The following is an 18941-nucleotide window of genomic DNA, read 5'->3' as shown; positions in this document are numbered from 1 at the left end:
CTACTCAGAAACAACCAGCAGGAGGCAATAAACCCATGTCCGAGCCAGACCGCATCATCCGCCTGAACACCGTCCTCGACCGAACTGGCCTGTCCCGGTCCACCATCTATCGCAAGATCGCTGAAGGCACCTTCCCAGCTCAGCTCAGGATCAGCGTGCATGGGGCAGGATGGCGGGAATCCGACATCAACCGATGGATTGAAAACCCAGTAGGCTGGCGATTGGCGCGAGAGGAACGCTGACAGCCGCGAGGGCTTTACAGTGTTGCTGGGTCGCCTCGCGCATCAGCCAGAGATGTCTGGCGAAGGACAGGCTGCAAGACGAGGCGGTTGCTCGTCCTGGTGCCAGCAACTGGCTTGAACGGGCAAATGCCGACATTGCCGTCGACATCCGACGCTACGGTGCGGCCCGTATTTGCTGACTTTCGCTGCAGTGGCAAATCCAGTTGGTTGCTGGACTCACACAATGCGGGACTTTGCAGACCTTGGGTTTTCTTGATTCGCAGATGGATGCAGTATGGCTTCGCCCATGAAACACGCTCATTGCTGACAAACCTCGGAGTGGGTGCCGAAATTCACCGTAGTATGCTCTTAAGTTGCCTCAAAACTCACCGCACCATCATCATTATTATTCCGGGTGGTCCAGCTTCTTTTCGCAGAGCTTGTTAACACCTGCATGCAGCAGGATTGTCAGAACAGCAAGTACAAGCAAGGCAGCAAACATCAGGTCAGTCTTCGCGCGGCCGTTGGCCAGCAACATCAGATAGCCCAGTCCGCGAGACGCGCCAACCCATTCACCAATGATCGCCCCGATCGGGGCATACACTGCCGCCAGTCTGAGACCTGATGCAAAACCCGGCAGCGCGGCCGGAATGCGGATGTGCAGCATCACACGCGCGGGGCTGGCCCCCATCGCGCGCGCCATGCCCAACCAATCCCTATTGGTGCGCATGAGCGCATCGAAGAATGAGGATGTGACTGGGAAATAGATGATGATGAGGGCCATCACAATCTTGGACCATAGCCCAAACCCCAGCCAGAGCGTCAGAATGGGTGCCAGCGCGAAGACGGGCACCGATTGACTGAAGACGAGGATGGGTCTGACCAACGCCCGCACCGTCGGGGATGCGACGAGCAGAATGGCCGTCACAAACCCAAAGATCGCACCAAGGACAAGCCCGATGAGCACTTCGGTCATTGTGATGAACGCATGTTCGGCCAGCAACGCGCGGCTCGTCCAGATCGTGTCCGCAACCAGCATCGGGGGCGGTAGAATGAAGCGGGGCACGCCGGTGATCCAGACAATTGCCTGCCAAAGCGCAACAACGACAAGGGTCGCCGCCAGCCCTGCACGCCAGCCGCTCATCGCGCGACCGGGAACCCGGCCCATGCCGCATCGAAAAAGGCCCGTTCGAGGGCGACGGCCTTGGTAAACGTCGCCTCGACATCTGCACGGGCGGTGTCATCAAAATCCAGCCAGACCGCATCAAGCTGCTCACGCAGATAGGCGACGACGCCTTCAAACCCGTCACCGGAATGCAGGGTGATCCATTCGCCCAGCCAGAACGGCAGGTCATCGGCCTTGTCCTCAAATGGCGCGGCCCAATCGAGGTAGATCCACTCGGCCACGACAAGCACCGACAGCATAATTTCATATCGGCCCGAGCGGCGGGCGTCGTCCATCAACGCTTGGAACGCGCGAGTTTCGGGGGCGGCCGCGTCAGCCTGCGGCACGCCGAGCGCCTCCAACGCGCGCAGGAAATAGGTGTTCTCCGGCCCGCAGATCAGCCCAAGGAACTGCGCACCCGGCACCGCATCCGCCAGACGGGGCGCATGGGCCACGGCAGAGGCAAGCAGTCGCACGAACCCTTCGACGAAAAGATAATCCTGTTGCAGGTATCCGGCCATCGTGTCGCGCCCTAGCGTTCCATCGGCAAGGGCATTGGTAAACGCATGGGTGGTGGCCGCGCGCCAATCGTCGGCGGCCAGCGCGCGGAGGGTTTCTGTGGTGCTCATACGGGGCTCCTGAGGTCATTGAGAAGTCTGGTTTGCGTCGCAACGACGTCCGGCGCATCGACGGGGCGGGGAATTGGGCCGCCGGGTCTGGGAATGTCGATCAGCTGTGATGGGGTCATGATCTTGATGTGCTCGCCCAGCCGTGCGGCCTCGGACGGGTCATGGGTCACAAGCAGAACGGTGCGTCCTTTCAGAAGCGACGCGGTCAGTTCCTGCATCTGCAGCCGGGTGAGCGCGTCAAGGGCAGAAAATGGCTCATCAAGGAGGACAAGGGGCAGGTCCTCAAGGAGCGTCCGGGCCAATGCCACCCGCTGCCTTTGCCCGCCAGACAGCGCATGGGGCCGCTTTTGCGCATGATCCTCAAGACCAACCTGTTCCAAAAGCTGCATTGCACGGTCTGTGTCAGGGGTCTCACCGCGCAGGCGAGGCCCGATCAGGACGTTGTCCAATGCGCTGAGCCAGGGCAAAAGCAGGTCTTGCTGTGCCATCAGGGCGACGCGGCCCGGATCGGTGATGTCACCCTGAAACGCGACCGCATCGGCCAGACCGGCAAAGAGCTTGAGAACCGTGGATTTGCCAACCCCGCTGGCCCCCAACAGGCAGGTCCATCTGCCCGGCTCCAAGGTCAGATCAAGGTGCGAGAAAACCGGCACGCCTTCGATGGTTGCCGACCCGCTGAGCCGCACAGCCTGTGTCACAGGGTCAGCCCCATGTCCCAGAAACCGACCTCCAGCCGCGTTGCCGTCGCAAAGCGCTTTTGAAGTCTGGGCCAGCGCGGGCTGGAGTGCGGGTCCTCCCCCAGTCGGCTTTGCACCGCCGTATCGATCAGGGTGCCGACATCGCGGCAGACCTGTTCATAGTCTTCACCGGCATAGGTGTCGATCCAGTCGGCATAGGTGTCGGACGTCTTTGACGCGGCGAGCGCACGGCCAATTTCGCCATAGCCCATCACGCAAGGCGCCAGCGCCGCCAGCAGATCAAGCAGATCACCCGAATAGCCCGCATCCAGCACATAACGCGTATAGGCCAGATTTTCGGCGCGCTCTTCGGTGGCAAAAAGTGTCGCCTCATCAATCCCGGCATCGGCGCAGATTTTGATATGCAGCGCAATTTCTTCGTTGATCAGGCCGTTCACCGTGCCTGCGGCCAATCGCATTTCCGCGACCGTGTCCCCCTTGGTGACGGCCAGCCCCCAGGCGCGCGAGAAATGGATCAGGAACACGTAGTCCTGTTTGAGGTAGTGCAGGAATGACGCAGGTGGCAATGATCCATCCCCAAGGCCACGCACAAACGCATGTTCTGTGTAGTCAGACCAGGCGGGGGTTGCCCCCCGCCAAGCCTCAAAGACCTCTCCGTAGCTCATTCTGCACCCAGATCGACGGCAAGTGCTGAAACGGGGCGCGTCCCCTCGACCAACCCACTGTCGGCCAGAAACTGTTCAAAGCGGGTATAGCGGCCGTCGTCCAGCGCTTCGGGACGCAAGGCAAAGCGGGGCAACGTGTCGACCCATGCTTTCGCGTTCAAAGCATCGTCCAGTTCCGGCGCATAGCCCTTGAAAAGCTCCCAGGACGCTTCGGGGTTGTTGACGATGTACTGGGTCGCCAGCTCCGTCGCACGCAGGAAGCGGCGAACCTGATCCTTGTCCATCAGTTCGGGGTTGGCGACATAGATCAGCTCATCATAGGTCGGCACGCCCTCTTCCTCGACATAGAAACACCTGCCCTCGACCCCTTCAATTTCCATCTGGTTCAACTCAAAATTCCGGTAAGCGCCAATCACCGCATCCACCTGACCGGACATCAGCGAGGGGCTGAGCGAGAAGTTGACATTGACCATCTCGACCTCATCAAGGCTGACACCGTGCTTGCCCAGCATCGCCGTCAGCACGGCCTCTTCCACACCCGCGACCGAAAAGCCGATTTTGGCACCCGCCAGCTGGCTGATCTCTTGAATGGGCCCGTCTTTGAGGACAAGCAGACAGTTCAGCGGCGTGGCGACCAGCGTGCCCACGCGAAGCAGCGGCAGACCTTCGGCAACCTGCAGGTGCTGGCTGGGCTGATAGCTGACGGCGATGTCCCCCTGCCCCGCGGCGACCAGTTTTGGCGGGGCGGATGGGTCCGCGGGCGGGATAATCTCGACCTCAAGGTTCTGATCGGCGAAAAGCCCAAGCTCTTCGGCGACAATGATCGGGCCGTGATCGGGGTTGATGAACCAATCCAACAGCACGGTCAACTTGTCCTGTGCATAGGCTGGGGCCGCAATCAGCAATGTTGCGGCGGTTGTCAAAAGAACTCTCATGTGGGTCTCCTTAGTCTTCCAATGCAAGGAGCTTGATGTCCCCTTGCCAGTGTTGCGAAAGCCGCTCGGCCGCCTGCCAGGCGCGCAGCCCGCTCCGACAGGCCAAAACGGCGCGCGTGTGGTGCGTGGGTGTGGGCCCGCCCGCACCGAACGCAGCAACGGTGGATCGGATGGCGTCGGGCAGCGGCGGACCGCCCTCATCGCTTCCGCGCAGGTCCACCAGAAAGTCTTCCGCGGCAATGTCACAGGGCGCGATAAAGGCGGGGTTGGGCGCAGGATCGGGGGCGCTATCAAAGCGAAAGCCGCCAAAGCGTAGGCTGCGCGCGTCATAGGTGACCAGCTGCCCGAGTGGTGCACGATCACCAACAAGAACGGCCAGTGCCATGTCCGCTTGCAGGCTGCCGATCACACCTACGCTGGGGCCAAGAACCCCATCGCTGTCACACGACCCAAGCCGGCCGGGCAGGTCAGGAAACACCGCACGCAGGCCCGATTTGCCACCGCAGAAGCCGCCGACATATCCGTCTGAGCCGACGACGCTGGCACTGATCAGCGGCTGGCCCGTCTCAAGGCAATGATCCGACGCGATATAGCTGACCGCAAAGCTGTCGGCGCAGTCCAGAACCAGATCAACACCCTCGCAAAATGCCGCAATATTGGAAGGGTCCATGCGGGTCGAGACCGCCTCAATCCGCACGTCACTATTAAGATCGGCAAGGCGGCGCGCTGCCACCTCTGTCTTGTGCTGGCCAAGGTCCGTTTCGCGAAACAGCGTCTGGCGGTGCAGATTGCTGAGGCTCACCACATCCGCATCCATCAGCCGAATATGGCCCACGCCAGCGCCCACAAGATATAGCAGGACCGGGGCTGCCAATCCGCCAGCCCCGATCACAAGAACCCGGGCATCGGCCAGCCTCTGCTGCGCCTTAGCCCCAAGGACTGCGGTTTGGCGGGCATAGCGACTCATGCGCAAGCCTCCAGCCACGCGCGGACGCGCGCTTCGGAGTCGTCATTCAAAGTGATGTCCGTCACCACAGACACGATGTCGGCCCCGGCGGCAAAAGCACCGGGCGCACGTTCAACACTCATCCCGCCGATCGCAACTAGAGGAACGTCGCCGATGCGCTCTTTCCAGATCGTCAATTTCTCGACGCCCTGCTGATGCCATTTCATTTTCTTGAGGATGGTGGGATAGACAGGGCCAAGCGCCACATAATCGGGGGCAAGGGCCAGGGCGCGGTCAAGTTCTGCGTCATCATGGGTCGAGACACCCAGCTTCAACCCAGCTTTGCGGATTGCAGCTATGTCGGCAACATCCAGATCCTCTTGCCCCAGATGCACCCAGTCGCAGCCCAATTCGATGGCCAGCTGCCAGTAATCGTTGACAACCAGCACGGCACCCTGCGCGCGGCAGAGATCGCGGGCCTCGGCCAGTTGTACCCCGACAATGTCATCGGGTTCATCCTTGATCCTGAGCTGCACAAGCTTGATCCCCAGAGGCAGCAAGCGTCGCAGCAAGGCAACATCATCAAAGATGGGGTAGAAGCGCGCGAGGGTCATAGAAACGCCTTCCCCAGAACGGGGGTCGACGGTGCCGCCATATCGCGCGGCTCCATCGGGTCGGCATGGGCGGCCAGCGCTCCGGCCTCAACCGCGCGCGCGAACCCCTCGGCCATCGCCGCCGGATCACCGGCCTTCGCGACGGCGGTGTTCAGCAAGACCGCGTCATATCCCAGTTCAATCGCATGGGCGGCCTGCGACGGCAGACCAAGGCCCGCATCAACGACCAACGAAGTTTCGGGAAAATGTGCGCGCAGGCTGCGCAGCCCGTAGATATTGTTCAACCCGAGCCCCGTGCCAATCGGTGCGCCCCAGGGCATCAATACCTTGCAGCCCACCTCGACAAGACGTTCACACAGCACCAGATCCTCGGTGCAATAGGGAAAGACTTCGAAGCCATCATCGGTCAGCTGCCCCGCCGCCTCAACAAGACCGAAAGGGTCGGGTTGCAGCGTGTCCGCATGGCCGATGACCTCCAGCTTGATCCAGTTCGTATCAAACAATTCACGGGCCATCTGTGCTGTGGTGATGGCCTCGCGGACAGAGTAGCAGCCGGCGGTATTGGGCAGTACCGCGACACCAAGCTTTTGGATCAACGCCCAAAAATCCTGCCCCGCCTGTTCGCCACCGGCCTCGCGCCGGACGGAGACCGTTGCAATCCCGGCAGCCGACCTTCGAAAAGCATCGGCCAAAACGGCAGGTGAGGGGTATTGCGCCGTCCCCAGCATCAAACGCGACGCAATCTCTTTTCCATAGAAAGTGGGCATCTCAGCCCCCCTGCCTTGGGGCAACGATCTCAATTCGGTCGCCGTCGGCCAAAGCCTGCGTGTCGCGCATCGCCTTGGGCACAAACGCCTCATTCAGGGACGTGGCAACCTTTGCATCGCCTTTGCCCAATTCGGCCAGCAAAGCCGCCAGGGTTGGTGACGCGGTGTCCACGGCCTCACCGTTCACGATGATCTTCATACCAAACCTCCGGTGTTTTGCCCTCAAGAACGAGGTCAGCTGTCATGCGCGCCAGTGCAGGGGCAAGCAAGAACCCATGCCGAAACAGATCATTTGCGCAGATGCGATCGCTGAGATGCCGAATGCGCGGTTGATTGTCAGGAAACGCCGGGCGCGCATCAACGCCGATTTCCAGCAGTTCGGCTTCGCCAAAGGCAGGATGAAGCGCGTAGACCGCGTTCATCAACTCCATCACTGAGCGCAGTGTCGCGCGGCTGCGATCGCTGCTTTCGATCTGGGTTGCACCCAGCATGAAGACCCCATCCCCGCGCGGCACGATGTAAAGCGGAAAGCGCGGGTGGAGCAGCCGCACAGGGCGGGAAAGTGATACGTCCCTGCAGCGCACCACCAACATCTCACCCTTGACCCCGCGCAGGTCCGCCAAGGTGTCGTTCGCTACAAGCCCTCGGCAATCGATGATTTGACCGTTGATGTGATCATCAAAGACAACCCCGTTCTCAGCGAGCCGCGCATGAAGGGCCATCAGGGTTGCACGCGGATCAAGGTGTGCCTCTGCATTAATGAAGAGCGCTTTGGCGAAGTGATCCGCCAAATGCGGCTCAAGCGCGTTTATCGCCTTGCGGTCCAAGCTCCGGGCACTTGGCGCACGGCGGGCAAAGGTGGTCAATTCGCCTTGATCGCGTTCCAAAGCAACCACGAGTATTCCCTGATGCGAGACCTCTGCTCCATGGCGTTCCCACCAATCAGCGGCCATGCGGCCTTGCCGCACAACCTCTGGCTCTGCGCTGACCCCCTCGCAATCGGGTGCCAACATGCCTCCGGCCCACCATGAGCAAGCGTGTTCACCGGGGGCACCATTGAGATCAAAAAGAGTCACTTGTGCGCCGCGCGATGACAGCTCTGCCGCCATAGCGAGGCCGCAGACACCGCCGCCGAGTATGGTGAACGCATTACTCATGCCCAAAGCGCGTGGAAGTGGTGAACAGGGCCATGACCGTGCCCGACCTCCAGCGTATCCGCCTGCACGATTGCCTGATGCAACCAGTGATGCGAACGCACGACGGAGGCCTTCAAGGTCAGACCTTGTGCAAGACATGCGGCAATCGCGGACGAGAACGAGCATCCTGTGCCGTGAGTATTGCCGGTTTGTATACGAGGCGCGGACAACTGATGCGTTGCATCGCGTGTCACCAGTGCATCGACGCATGTCGCCCCGTCGGCGTGCCCGCCTTTCATCAAGACGGCTTGCGCTCCGAGATCGAACAGCCGGGCGGATTGTTCTGCGAGTGTCCCGGCACCAACGAGACTTTCAGCTTCGGGCAAGTTTGGGGTGAGCAAAGTTGCGCGCGGGATCAGCTGTGTTGTTAGGGCGTCAATAGCACTGTCGGCCAAAAGTTTATCACCTGACTGCGCGACCATCACAGGATCGAGCACGATCGAACCCGAAAAGTTGCTGAGCGCTTCGACAACGGCCTTAATCAACGAAGGTGTCCCCAGCATTCCAATCTTGATGGCATGAATGTCAATGTCGTCCAAGACGGCTTTGATTTGCGCTGCTACAATATCATCCGGCACAGCATGAATGGCCGTCACAGCTTGCGTGTTTTGGGCAGTAATAGCGGTGACAACGGACGCGCCATAGACCCCCATTGCAGAGAATGATTTCAAGTCAGCCTGAACGCCTGCGCCACCACCCGAATCCGAGCCTGCGATCGTTAAAGCTTTGGCTATCACGATACCGATCCTTTAATTTCTTCGAATAGGACAGGTGCCGGAAAAACAGAATTTTCCATACCAGCCCTCACTGTTTACTCCGCCGATCCTGAGCTGATTAGGCTCAATAGGTTTGCACCAAAACGCATCTCAGCCCGGGACTGGCATCAAAACATAAGTAGTTACAGACTAATTGTTGCAGTGGATTCGTCAATGCTGCCCCCAAGAGGTGCCCGGAGAGCCCGATTTGTGCAACAAGCCCTATAGAAAAGGATACGCGACACGAAAAAACGGGACCCTGGCTGAACTGGCCATATACCCTGATTAATGCAACAGTTCCTCTGAAAGATGCTAGCTTAAGGCAAACGGACACAGGAAAGGCGGTCCATGGAACATCGCATTTCGGTCGGAGCGCTTGTCCTGAGAAGCAACCGGCTTTTGTTGGCTCGACATACTGTTCCCGGACGCTTTGATTTCTGGGCACCTCCTGGTGGCGGCGTTGGCGATGGGGAAGAGCTTGAGGCTGCCGTTGCCCGAGAAACCTTCGAAGAAACACGGGTTATGGTACACCCAAAGCAACTCGCCTATATCGACGAGTTGATCGATGATAGCGGACGCATGGTGAAGTTCTGGTTCGTCGCGGACTATCTCAGTGGGGAGATTGATACGGCTTCAAACCCGGCCCTGGAGGAGGCGATAACTGAGGCCGGTTGGTTTGCGCAGAACGCATTGCCGGCCGGGCACGTTTTCCCCGAGATTATCCGCTCGGTTTTTTGGGAGCATCGCGAGGCGGGTTTCGAACAGATTCGAAGACTCCCCTTGCAACACTCAATATTCTAAAGATGACGTATCGCCCTTGCCATTGGAGCAATCCTGCAGACACTGTGAAGTCTCCAAGAAGGCCAACCAATGTGTGCTGCCAAACAAATTGCGAAACGCAATCGTATGTTACGACACCAATTTTCAATTGGGGATCATGCTCCGACAATCATTAACGCCGTCGTAGAGATTCCAAAAACCGAAGCGATGACTCAAAAACTGGAGGTCGATCTTGGCTCTGGGAAGGTCATTGCCGCGCGGGAGGTGGATCCCCCTTTGGAAATCCACTGGCACTACGGATGTGTCCCAGAAACGATCGGAGACGAGGGTGAAGCACTAGACGTACTTGTCTTCGAACCGATGCCGCAAAATAGGAAGACAGGTGACGTGGTCGCCGTTCGCCCGCTAGGCATACTCAAAACCCACGATGACTGGGAAATACGGGATGACAAAATCATCGCATTGCCCTCGGGTCAGATATGGGAACACATCCAACAGATCGATGATCTCCCTCTGATCCAGCGTGGGGCGCGTTCGAGATGCAGTGCCAAGGATGCGATAGAAACCTTCTTTCGTTCGTACAAACGGCTGGCACCGTTAGCTTTGACCGGTTGGGGTAACGCTGCCGCCGCAAAGAATGCTATCTCGGAAGGTCAGAAGCGATATAGCTCTATACCAAGCCCTTTGAGCGTCGAGACAACTCATGCGTATCAGCAATTCCAGCATGTCTTTGTTCCTCCGCCACCAAAACATTTTGGTCCCACCAGATATGTGGAAGACATTCAGACCGTACGGCAACTCTTCGAGCAACAAAACCCGCACCCAGAATATGGCCAGATCGTCTCCGGCCAGAGCCTCAAAGAGGCTATTCGTTCAGCTGGCCACAATATCAGCCGTTCTCGGCTGATCGGACATGACCGAGAGTGCTTGATCAATGAGCGGCTTCGTATAGCAGAACTGCTAAAGAAATACGGTGCCAAGGTCTTCACAGCATCCAACGACCGTGTCTGGCTTAAACAGGCAAGCAATTCCGGCATTGTCGCTAGTTTCGTGGATCATGAGAGCTACGAGGTGGAAAACGTGGCTGGCCTCAGTGCACAAGACCTCAAAACCATTCAATTTCAAAGAGCGGATGGCACCAAGGTTGTAATCGCCGAAGCCGGGGTGGACGAACACGCAATTCTCGACCGTCTACTGAAAATCGGGATTGACATCGAAAATGAACGCTGCCTCGTACTCAATGCGCCTGACAGGATGATACCGTGGGAGGTTCCCGCGCGCGGTCCTATCCGCATGACGCAGCTCACAAATTGGATCGACTACGGATTCAATATATGGCCAGATCGTAACAACCTGCCACATTTGGTAATTGGCGAGGCGTTGGAGCACATCGCCGCCTTTCAGGGAAGGCATGCAGCACTTGGTGATTTTATAGCCCAAAGCAAGGAGGTCTTCGAGGGCGTTCACATCCTCCAGCTTAGTGATGGCGCACCATTCGGAAGCCCTACGAACAGTATCGACGTAGGGACGGCCATAATTAGTAACACCAGCCTTTCCGCTCGGAGCCGTGATGCCATGCAGGAAAGGCTTGGCCGCCCTATCGACAACTCATTGCTCGTTAACGAAGACGCGCCCGGCCTGCGTTGCGCCGTTGTTCCGGTCGACAAGGTGACATATGCCATGCTTTTGGAAGGAGATCCCCTATATCATGCTTCGATTAATCGTCGAGAGGTCGACCCGCTTGATCCCATGGATGCCTTTTTCGACCTGCACGGCTCCGCACACCAAAGTCTTGTCGCACGTGTGCAAGCGAAGCGCGAAGCACACAAAGAGCTTGATCCCCATCACCGTCCAAGAGGGCCTGCGCTTCATCAATCGAGCGGAGAAAAAGACAACTAAACAACCGATCGGCGCCAGCCGGTCACTTGTTTACCTCGTTCCCGTCAGATGCTTGCTGTGATGCGCAGCAAAGACAGATTTTGCCGCCGCACCGCGGCCTCTACAAGGCCTAACTAGACCGAACGTGCATATTTGGGCATCTTGAAGAACAAGTTGAGAACATTCGGGGTTCGCTGACTTTCGCTGCGCCAGCCATGAACTGGTGAGACGCGGACTTTTCAGCCGTTGTACTTCCGGGTGTTTGCTAACGCAGCATCTGCTCGCGGGTGCGGCACACATATCGCTGCGTTGCAGCCGATGTCGCCAGAGCGGTCATTGAGAGCCAATCTGAGGCGCGAAATTCAAACTGTCCTTTCGCCGCAACCGGAACCGACCATCGTGGAGCGGACTTTTCTGCTGTTCAACTATCAAATCTAAAGGTCCGATGTTGAGGAATCCATATCCTGTTCTCAGGCTGTCCCCAGGTTGCCCAAATCACCAAAGCTGCGTTCAATTTCCACAGTGGGAGGAGCGCGCAGTGTTTGCAAGATGACACAGCTTCGCTCCGCTGCATCGATCAGCGCGTTTAGGTGCGGCGTTGACATGTCACACTCTGTTTTCAGATCAACCTTCATGTGCGCAGTTTGAAACCCGACGGGCACATTGTCGCCTGTCATCAACGCTCCGCGAACGTCGGCTCCTAAGCTGACCTGCACTTCAAGGTGGCTCAGTTCGATGCCCTTGAGATTGGCAATCATGCGGATGGCGGTATCAAGGCAGCCGGCCAAGGCTGCGGCCAGAATTTCGCCTGGACATGGAAAGTCGCTTTCGCCCCCTACAGCTTTGTGGACAGATATTGGGATGTCCACTGGGATGCCTTCGCCGCAGACCACATGCCCGTGGAGCGGATGGTTTGCGGGAGCTTGGGCATCAACGGTTTTTGCGTGATCGTACACCCATGCTGCGTCAGGCGTGCCATGATAACGGTTTCGCAAGGGGAGTTGCCGGTCGAGAATGCTGTGCGGTTCTGTATCTGTGAAAGACTGAATGTGGCGCAGATGTTTGGGGTCCAGTGTCATTTTGCCGCCCTCCGCCCAATACTGGGAATAAACGCGGGAACCTCGTTTTGATACGTGATGTAGTCATCACCGATCTGGACAATCAGGTCCTTTTCTTCGAGACGTAGCACAGCGATGACGATGTATCCTGTGGTCACCAACGTAAACAATAGATGCCCGGCGGTCATGGTCGGCGCGGCCCAAAAGGCGATCAGAAACCCGGTCATGATTGGATGGCGCACCAGTCGATAGAGCCCAACTTTCACAAACCCCAGTTGGACGGTTTGGCGCTTTTTTAGATTTGCGTAAATTTGTTTCAGACCAAACAGATCAAAGTGGTCAATCATGAAGGTTGAGGCCAAAACGACCAGCCAGCCGACCCAAAACAGAACGGTCAATGCTGTGCCGAGGACCGTGTTGCTGACGTCCCATACGACCGCCGGAAGTGGTTGCCAGAACACGAAAATCAGGATCAGGGCAACGCATGTCATCAAAATATACGTGCTGCGTTCGGCAGCTTGGGGAATAACATTGGTCCAGACACGTTTGAATGCTGGACGCGCCATGATGCTGTGCTGAAGCGCAAAGAAGGCCAGCAACACCAGATTGATCACCAGCGAAGCGACGATTGGTCCTTGCGGGCCGGAATCGATGGATTTTGGCACCAGCACATTCCCGACAAACCCGATGGAATAGAGGAACGTCGCCAGAAAAATGACGTAGACGGCAATGCCGTAGGTAAATGTAATTGAGCGGCCCATGCCAAACCCCTTTCAATAGGAAATCGCCCGAAAGACCGGGCTTGGTCATATGGTGCGCGCGGCGTGCATCGGGGGATACTTCGCAATCCGTACTAAACCACTACGGAATCCGTAGTAGTCACGCGGCCCTGGTCGCTGTAGGCATGGCTGATGGACAGCAACACAAAAAACATATCGGGCAGCTTATGTCCGGCGATGGCCTCTGCCGACATCCTGGGGGACAAATGGACGCTGCTACTACTGCGCGAAATGTTTCTGGGCACGACGCGCTTTGGCGCTTTTCAAAAAGCGATCCCGCGCATGTCTCCTTCGATCCTGAGCAAACGGCTCAAAACGTTGGAAGCGGCAGAGATCATCATCCGCAAATCCGCGCCGACCAGCCAAGCTGCCGACTACAAGCTGACGCGTTCGGGGCGAGAGCTTGGACCAATTGTCGAAAACATGGCCATCTGGGGAATGCGGTGGCGCAAACGCAGTATCGCGGCGCAGGATTGCGATGTTGGTGGGTTCATGTGGGATTTCCATCGCACACTGAATACCGAAGGCTTGCCGGACGGGGAAACGGTGATCCTTGTGCAAATTTCCGACCGTACCGATCTTAGTATGTGGTGGGTAATTGCGAATAGTGAATCCGTTGACCTGTGCCCCACAGACCCTGGACATGACGTTGACGTGTACCTCACAGCTACGCTTGCAAATCTTGTAGCGCTTTGGTTGGGGGATGTGGGCGTGCGCGAGGCTGTCGAAGCCAAGACAGTCTTTTTGGACGGGTCAAGGCATCTGACAAATACGGCACATGACTGGATGGCCCAGTCCCCTTTGGTTGGGGTGAAGCCTGCCTCGTCGGGTAGATGACCTTTAAAGGCAAGACCCTCGTTCATCTTGTCGTTTTTGTTGGCTGGAAGTCCGAAGGAAACAACAAAACCAGCATAGCGGCCGTTCATGCAAGACGCAGCATCGGTTGGTGTGGGCTCAGAACGCTTGAACGCCGCATGACGGACGGACAACCGCTTCGAAATGGCGAACGGCAAGACCGTTCGCCAGGGTTCGTTAGATGTCGATGCGCTCGGCTATGCTCAGAGCATCTTCCAGTTCGACACCAAGATAACGCACCGTGCTGTCAACTTTGGTGTGACCAAGGAGCAGTTGCACCCCGCGAAGGTTGCCAGTCTTGCGATAGATCTCGGCAGCCTTTGTTCGGCGAAGCGAGTGTGTACCATATCCACTCGGCTCCAAACCAATCGCCTTCACCCAGTTGCGGACAAGTCGACCGTACTGACGCGTTGAGATGTGTGGTCGGTCGTGAAACCGGCTTGGGAACATGAACCGGCAAGCAAGCATCTCCGGATTTCTGACCCAGGTCAGAACGGTTTCTCGCGTGTTTTCCGACAGTTCGAATTGAACAGGCCTTTTGGTTTTGCTCTGGATCACGGAAACACGTTCGCGGACGCGATCACCTTTGACAAGATCAGTAACGGCTAGCTTGACCAGATCACAGCCTCGAAGTTTGCTGTCTATGGCGACGTTGAACAAAGCAAGATCGCGTAGGTTGCCTGCAAGTTCGAGCCGCGCACGGATCGCCCACACCTGTTTTGGCAGCAATGGACGTTTCTGCCCGATAATTCGTCCCTTGTTCCAGGCCCTGCGTTTGGGGGTGATTGCGGGAAGTTGGACTCTTGGCATGATATGCCCTCCGATCCTCCCTCCAAGCCCAATCATCAGCACCGCGCTGACCGGGCGAGTGTACAACCAGTGCTGAAGGCCCGTTTGGGGAAGCCAACCAAATAGGCGTCTTCTGCGCGCGCATTGGTCTGCAAGGAGCCCAAACCAGAAGTGCCCAAATCTAGCTGCGCGTACTCGCAGCACGAAATCCTGCTGCGATTCCAGAAAATCGCTGCTGCATCGCAGAGGCGATTGCGGCCATTCAGGCAGTATGAAGTTACCTGTACACCTGAAACTCAAACGCTGCGGGCGACAAGGGCCTTTGATCACCGTTCACGTCCCAATGCACCATTTCAGTCAATGAGGATTTGGGACACATAAATTGACAATTTCTGCTGTCGCGAGTCCTGACGAGTGAAATGCTCTGTGGTGTCTCCTTCGGCCACCTGCCGACTTGAATGCGTATGGGTTCAACTGGGTCGACAGCGTTACCTACGATTTAGTAGGAGGCGATCAGGCCAGAAACGTTTGAGAGCACGCACAAGGTCCATAATTCTACGCCCCGCTCACGAAAGAGTTCGAAACCTTCCAGCGCTGGATGGATTGACAGGGCATTGAATGTCGCCCAAGAATTAAGAATGATGCCGAAGCAAACCATTTCTGACTGGTTCAAATCACTCGCCTGCCTCGCGTTTGTATTTGCTTTGGTGTTGTCACCTCCAACAGCGTCTCATGCGGCTTCTGGAATGCACGACGAGCATCATGCAATTCAGGACAATGTCGATCTTGATGTTGAAAGTCATGATCATGGTGCCAGTTCGTCTGCGCATAAGCATGAAGAACATTCATCTGTTTCTAACAAGATTTTTAATGACCAAAAGTCTGACCAATGCTGCAATGACATATGCGTTTCAGCTGTTCTCAACGAGACTGGCCATGATTTCGCGATTCATGTTGAAGGTGGCAGATATCTGATGCGCTACGCCCAGAGAAATTCTGTCGACCCATCACGCTTCCTGCGCCCTCCCCAATTCCTGATCTGATCTAAGGTTCGCAGAAGAACCTTCGTTTTACGCATGTCTGTGCGTGAGTCCGAAGTTCATCAGTCAGGTATTATTTATGAAAATCCATCTAATTTGGGGGGCTTGTGCCCTCGGACTGGGCGCATGCGCTTACGAGCCCACGCCCCTGCCAATCGTTGCGGCACAACAAGCCGTCACAAGTACGGCAGTCGCATCACCGATCAGATATCAAGATCCATTGGCCGGATACACCTACCGTGGCCCAACTGGTCCGCGTGACTGGCGTTCCGTCAATGAAGAACAAACGGAGGGCAACTGATGCGTATTTCAACACGACCCCTCGTCTTGATTGTCCCGTTGGTCCTTGGTGCTTGCGCCGCTGAAATACCAGCAGCGTTCACCGAGCCGAAAGCGGGGTTCGCCAACGTGGCTGGCCAGATTGCGCCGGCAATTGGGAAGCGGACCGTTTTTGCGGAAACTCAGGCTGAAAACGAAGCGCTGAGAAAGCAAGTACATGGGATGGTGCACCGCAAGACAATTTCCGCTGATACCGCTGTTCAAGTCGCGTTACTCAACAACAAGGGCCTGCAGGCATCCTACGCAAATGTGGGGCTTTCTGCCGCCGAAGCCTGGCAACAAGCGACACCTGAAAACCCTGTCGTGTCCCTTGGTATCCTGGGGATAGGCGCTGCGGAATTGGGTGCTTATCGTGCAATCGAAGGCATGATCGCGACCAATATTCTGGATGCCAAGATCCGCAAACAACGGATCGCTTTGGCTGATGTCAACTTCCGGGCAGCACAGCTAACCGCCGTGAATGATACACTCTCTCTGGCCAATCAAACCCGTCAGGCCTGGATAAATGCGGTCGCGGCTTTTGAGGCTGTGAGTTATCTCAAACGCGCAAAGGCAACGTCTGACGCGGGCTCTGAACTCGCGCTCAAACTTGGCGAGACGGGCGCTTTGAATAAGGCGGGACAAGCGCGTGAGCATGCTTTCAACGCCGAACTTGCCGGGCAATTGGGTAAAGCAAGGCTGAACGCGGCCCGCGCCAAGGAAGACCTGACCAAGCTTATGGGCCTGTGGGGCGCTGAGGTTGACTATTACGTGCCAGATTCGCTGCCCGCGCTACCCCGATCCATTGGGCGCGTCACAAACGTTGAAGGCAAGGCGCTGCGCAACCGCGTTGACTTGCGCGTTGCAAAATTGGGGCTTGAAGCACAGGCCGCTGCATTTGGTTTGACCGATCAAACCCGGCTGGTGACCGATCTGGAAATCATTGCGGGATTCGAGACCGAGCGCGAAGCCGAGGATGGCGAAACTGAAACTGAAACAACGCCACAACTGGAATTGGAATTCGCGATCCCGATATATGATACAGGCAAGGCGCGGATGCGCAAAGCCGAGCTGATGTATCTTCAGGCGGCTAATGTGCTGGCGGAGCGGGCAGTGAATGTACGCTCGGAGGCGCGCGGGGCGGAAAACTCCTATCACGCATCCTACAAGATCGCCCGGCACTACCGCGATGTTGTGGTGCCTCTGCGCATGACCGTCGAGGAAGAAGCCTTGCTGTCTTACAACGGTATGATCACCAGCACCTTCGAATTGCTGACAGATGCGCGCGAACGCCTGGGCGCATCGCTGGAGGCTGCGAATGCGAAACGTGATTTCTACTTGGCTCAAGCCGAGTTGACTGCCGCGATCTATGGCGGCGGTTCCGGCAGCGCTGGTGCTGGTGGAGAGAGCGCAACACTTGCCGCTGGTGGCGGCGCAGGACACTGAAAGGAAGACGACATGTTAAATAGACGTCAATTGCTCGGGGCCGGTGCCGCAGGTGCAACGCTGGTCTCTTCCCAGGCATGGGGTAAGACCCTGAATATGGGCCTGCCCGAGGCCGCACAGATGGATAGTGCTGCCACTGCGATTACAGCGCGCCCCAGTTCAGGGCCGGATTACAACCCTGTCGTGACGCTGAATGGCTGGACGTTGCCACATCGCATGAACAATGGTGTGAAGGAATTCCACCTTGTTGCCGAACCCGTGGAACGCGAGCTGGCAGATGGTATGATTGCGCATCTGTGGGGCTACAACGGCCAATCCACAGGCCCCACAATTGAGGCCGTGGAAGGCGACCGGGTGCGGTTCTACGTTACCAATAAGCTGCCTGAACACACGACCATTCACTGGCATGGATTGATCTTGCCATCAGGTATGGACGGTGTCGGCGGGCTGAGCCACCCCGGTATTCCACCTGGAAAAACCTATGTTTATGAGTTCGATCTGACCAAGTCTGGCACCTTCATGTACCATCCCCACGCCGATGAAATGGTGCAGATGGCGATGGGAATGATGGGCATGTTTGTGGTCCACCCCAAAGACCCGACCTTCATGCCCGTTGATCGTGACTTCCTGATCATGTTGAACGCTTTTGACATTGATCCGGGCACCTATGTGCCGCGGATCATGACGATGACGGATTTCAACCTGTGGACCTGGAACAGCCGGATCTTTCCCGACATCGATCCTTTGGTTGTAAATCATGGTGACAAGGTCCGCGTTCGAGTTGGCAATCTGACCATGACAAACCACCCGATCCACATGCACGGCTATGACTTCAAAGTGACCTGTACCGACGGTGGTTGGGTGCCGGAAGCCGCGCAATGGCCCGAGGTCAGCATAGACATCCCGGTTGGGGCGATGCGCGCTTACGAATTTGTGGCCGAGCATCTGGGCGACTGGGCGATCCATTGTCACAAATCGCATCATACGATGAATGCGATGGGCCATGATGTGCCGACATTCATTGGTGTGAACAAGAAACCTTTGACCCGGCAAATTCGTGAGTTCCAGCCGGAGTATATGCCTATGGGCACCGCCGGTATGGCGGATATGGGCACGATGGAAATGGAACTGCCTGACAACACTGTCCCGATGATGACGGGTTGGGGTCCGCATGGACCCATCGAAATGGGCGGCATGTTCTCGGTCGTGAAGGTGCGACAGGGGATTGACGCTCACGACTACTCTGATCCCGGTTGGTACGAAAATCCTCCGGGTGAGCAGGCCTACGAATGGACGGGTGAATTGCCCGACTTTGCCTCCAACACCAGCCCCAAAACCCTTCTGACTCCAAAACCGACGTCCAAGGGCTGATCTGCCCTTTGATACAATCGAACATTCAAAGTTACA

General features: G+C 57.1%; 21 protein-coding genes. 7 read left to right on the top strand and 14 right to left on the bottom strand.

Annotated features, from left to right (window positions below; all coding sequences use genetic code 11):
* The first annotated feature begins 35 nt into the window (after positions 1 to 35).
* Positions 36 to 242 (top strand): AlpA family phage regulatory protein, encoded by a 207-nt coding sequence (locus tag ACFIO0_RS03460; protein ID WP_390913619.1) that lies wholly within the window; start codon positions 36 to 38, stop codon positions 240 to 242.
* 385 nt (positions 243 to 627) lie between these two features.
* Here the strand turns inward: ACFIO0_RS03460 and ACFIO0_RS03455 are convergent, their stop codons facing one another.
* The 11 genes from ACFIO0_RS03455 to thiD are packed head-to-tail and all read right to left on the bottom strand — an operon-like array spanning position 628 to position 8573.
* Positions 628 to 1365, bottom strand: a complete 738-nt coding sequence (locus ACFIO0_RS03455) for an ABC transporter permease subunit (RefSeq protein ID WP_390913617.1) — start codon at positions 1363 to 1365, stop codon at positions 628 to 630.
* On the bottom strand, positions 1362 to 2015 hold the full coding sequence (locus ACFIO0_RS03450; RefSeq protein WP_390913615.1) for a TenA family protein: 654 nt from the start codon (positions 2013 to 2015) through the stop codon (positions 1362 to 1364). The genes ACFIO0_RS03455 and ACFIO0_RS03450 overlap by 4 nt, the downstream gene beginning before the upstream one ends.
* Positions 2012 to 2713: an ATP-binding cassette domain-containing protein gene (locus tag ACFIO0_RS03445; protein ID WP_390913613.1), complete on the bottom strand. Its 702-nt coding sequence runs from the start codon at positions 2711 to 2713 to the stop codon at positions 2012 to 2014. Before ACFIO0_RS03445 ends, ACFIO0_RS03450 begins: the two co-directional genes overlap by 4 nt.
* On the bottom strand, positions 2710 to 3378 hold the full coding sequence (locus ACFIO0_RS03440) for a TenA family protein (protein ID WP_390913611.1): 669 nt from the start codon (positions 3376 to 3378) through the stop codon (positions 2710 to 2712). The genes ACFIO0_RS03445 and ACFIO0_RS03440 overlap by 4 nt, the downstream gene beginning before the upstream one ends.
* Positions 3375 to 4313 carry an ABC transporter substrate-binding protein gene (locus tag ACFIO0_RS03435; RefSeq protein WP_390913609.1) on the bottom strand — a complete coding sequence of 313 codons (939 nt, stop codon included), beginning with the start codon at positions 4311 to 4313 and terminating at the stop codon, positions 3375 to 3377. The genes ACFIO0_RS03440 and ACFIO0_RS03435 overlap by 4 nt, the downstream gene beginning before the upstream one ends.
* A 10-nt stretch (positions 4314 to 4323) precedes the next feature.
* A complete protein-coding gene (locus tag ACFIO0_RS03430) occupies positions 4324 to 5280 on the bottom strand; it encodes a ThiF family adenylyltransferase (protein WP_390913608.1) in 957 nt (318 codons plus the stop codon).
* Complete coding sequence (locus ACFIO0_RS03425) at positions 5277 to 5873, bottom strand: thiamine phosphate synthase (RefSeq protein ID WP_390913607.1); 597 nt, start codon at positions 5871 to 5873, stop codon at positions 5277 to 5279. The genes ACFIO0_RS03430 and ACFIO0_RS03425 overlap by 4 nt, the downstream gene beginning before the upstream one ends.
* Positions 5870 to 6640: a thiazole synthase gene (locus tag ACFIO0_RS03420; protein WP_390913606.1), complete on the bottom strand. Its 771-nt coding sequence runs from the start codon at positions 6638 to 6640 to the stop codon at positions 5870 to 5872. Before ACFIO0_RS03420 ends, ACFIO0_RS03425 begins: the two co-directional genes overlap by 4 nt.
* Position 6641: 1 nt before the next feature.
* Positions 6642 to 6839, bottom strand: a complete 198-nt coding sequence (gene thiS / locus ACFIO0_RS03415) for a sulfur carrier protein ThiS (protein ID WP_390913605.1) — start codon at positions 6837 to 6839, stop codon at positions 6642 to 6644.
* Positions 6817 to 7797, bottom strand: a complete 981-nt coding sequence (locus tag ACFIO0_RS03410; RefSeq protein ID WP_390913603.1) for an FAD-dependent oxidoreductase — start codon at positions 7795 to 7797, stop codon at positions 6817 to 6819. The genes thiS and ACFIO0_RS03410 overlap by 23 nt, the downstream gene beginning before the upstream one ends.
* Positions 7794 to 8573, bottom strand: coding sequence for a bifunctional hydroxymethylpyrimidine kinase/phosphomethylpyrimidine kinase (gene thiD, locus ACFIO0_RS03405; RefSeq protein WP_390913601.1), 780 nt, complete (start codon positions 8571 to 8573; stop codon positions 7794 to 7796). Before thiD ends, ACFIO0_RS03410 begins: the two co-directional genes overlap by 4 nt.
* A gap of 366 nt (positions 8574 to 8939) precedes the next feature.
* On the opposite strand from thiD, the gene ACFIO0_RS03400 reads away from it, so the two are divergent.
* Positions 8940 to 9392 carry an NUDIX domain-containing protein gene (locus ACFIO0_RS03400; RefSeq protein ID WP_390913599.1) on the top strand — a complete coding sequence of 151 codons (453 nt, stop codon included), beginning with the start codon at positions 8940 to 8942 and terminating at the stop codon, positions 9390 to 9392.
* A 105-nt stretch (positions 9393 to 9497) separates the two neighbouring features.
* On the top strand, positions 9498 to 11270 hold the full coding sequence (locus ACFIO0_RS03395) for an inorganic diphosphatase (RefSeq protein ID WP_390913598.1): 1773 nt from the start codon (positions 9498 to 9500) through the stop codon (positions 11268 to 11270).
* A 449-nt stretch (positions 11271 to 11719) separates the two neighbouring features.
* Here the strand turns inward: ACFIO0_RS03395 and ACFIO0_RS03390 are convergent, their stop codons facing one another.
* Positions 11720 to 12328 (bottom strand): OsmC family protein, encoded by a 609-nt coding sequence (locus ACFIO0_RS03390; RefSeq protein ID WP_390913596.1) that lies wholly within the window; start codon positions 12326 to 12328, stop codon positions 11720 to 11722.
* Positions 12325 to 13068: a methanethiol S-methyltransferase gene (gene mddA / locus ACFIO0_RS03385; protein WP_390913595.1), complete on the bottom strand. Its 744-nt coding sequence runs from the start codon at positions 13066 to 13068 to the stop codon at positions 12325 to 12327. Before mddA ends, ACFIO0_RS03390 begins: the two co-directional genes overlap by 4 nt.
* A gap of 150 nt (positions 13069 to 13218) precedes the next feature.
* Between mddA and ACFIO0_RS03380 the strand changes: the two genes are divergently transcribed.
* On the top strand, positions 13219 to 13923 hold the full coding sequence (locus tag ACFIO0_RS03380; RefSeq protein WP_390913594.1) for a winged helix-turn-helix transcriptional regulator: 705 nt from the start codon (positions 13219 to 13221) through the stop codon (positions 13921 to 13923).
* 195 nt (positions 13924 to 14118) lie between these two features.
* Here the strand turns inward: ACFIO0_RS03380 and ACFIO0_RS03375 are convergent, their stop codons facing one another.
* Positions 14119 to 14751: a tyrosine-type recombinase/integrase gene (locus ACFIO0_RS03375; RefSeq protein WP_390913592.1), complete on the bottom strand. Its 633-nt coding sequence runs from the start codon at positions 14749 to 14751 to the stop codon at positions 14119 to 14121.
* Between the two features lie 593 nt (positions 14752 to 15344).
* Between ACFIO0_RS03375 and ACFIO0_RS03370 the strand changes: the two genes are divergently transcribed.
* The 3 genes from ACFIO0_RS03370 to ACFIO0_RS03360 all read left to right on the top strand — a co-directional run bounded on the left by ACFIO0_RS03370 (position 15345) and on the right by ACFIO0_RS03360 (position 18905).
* Complete coding sequence (locus ACFIO0_RS03370) at positions 15345 to 15773, top strand: hypothetical protein (RefSeq protein ID WP_390913590.1); 429 nt, start codon at positions 15345 to 15347, stop codon at positions 15771 to 15773.
* Between the two features lie 297 nt (positions 15774 to 16070).
* Positions 16071 to 17534, top strand: coding sequence for a TolC family protein (locus tag ACFIO0_RS03365; protein WP_390913588.1), 1464 nt, complete (start codon positions 16071 to 16073; stop codon positions 17532 to 17534).
* 12 nt (positions 17535 to 17546) lie between these two features.
* Positions 17547 to 18905, top strand: coding sequence for a multicopper oxidase domain-containing protein (locus ACFIO0_RS03360; RefSeq protein ID WP_390913586.1), 1359 nt, complete (start codon positions 17547 to 17549; stop codon positions 18903 to 18905).
* Positions 18906 to 18941 lie beyond the last annotated feature (36 nt).

The sequence above is a fragment of the Pseudosulfitobacter sp. SM2401 genome (assembly GCF_042932805.1).
Taxonomy (GTDB): Bacteria; Pseudomonadota; Alphaproteobacteria; order Rhodobacterales; family Rhodobacteraceae; genus Ascidiaceihabitans.
The sequence above is the reverse complement of the archived record's forward strand: the minus strand, read 5'-3'. Positions and strand labels throughout refer to the sequence as shown.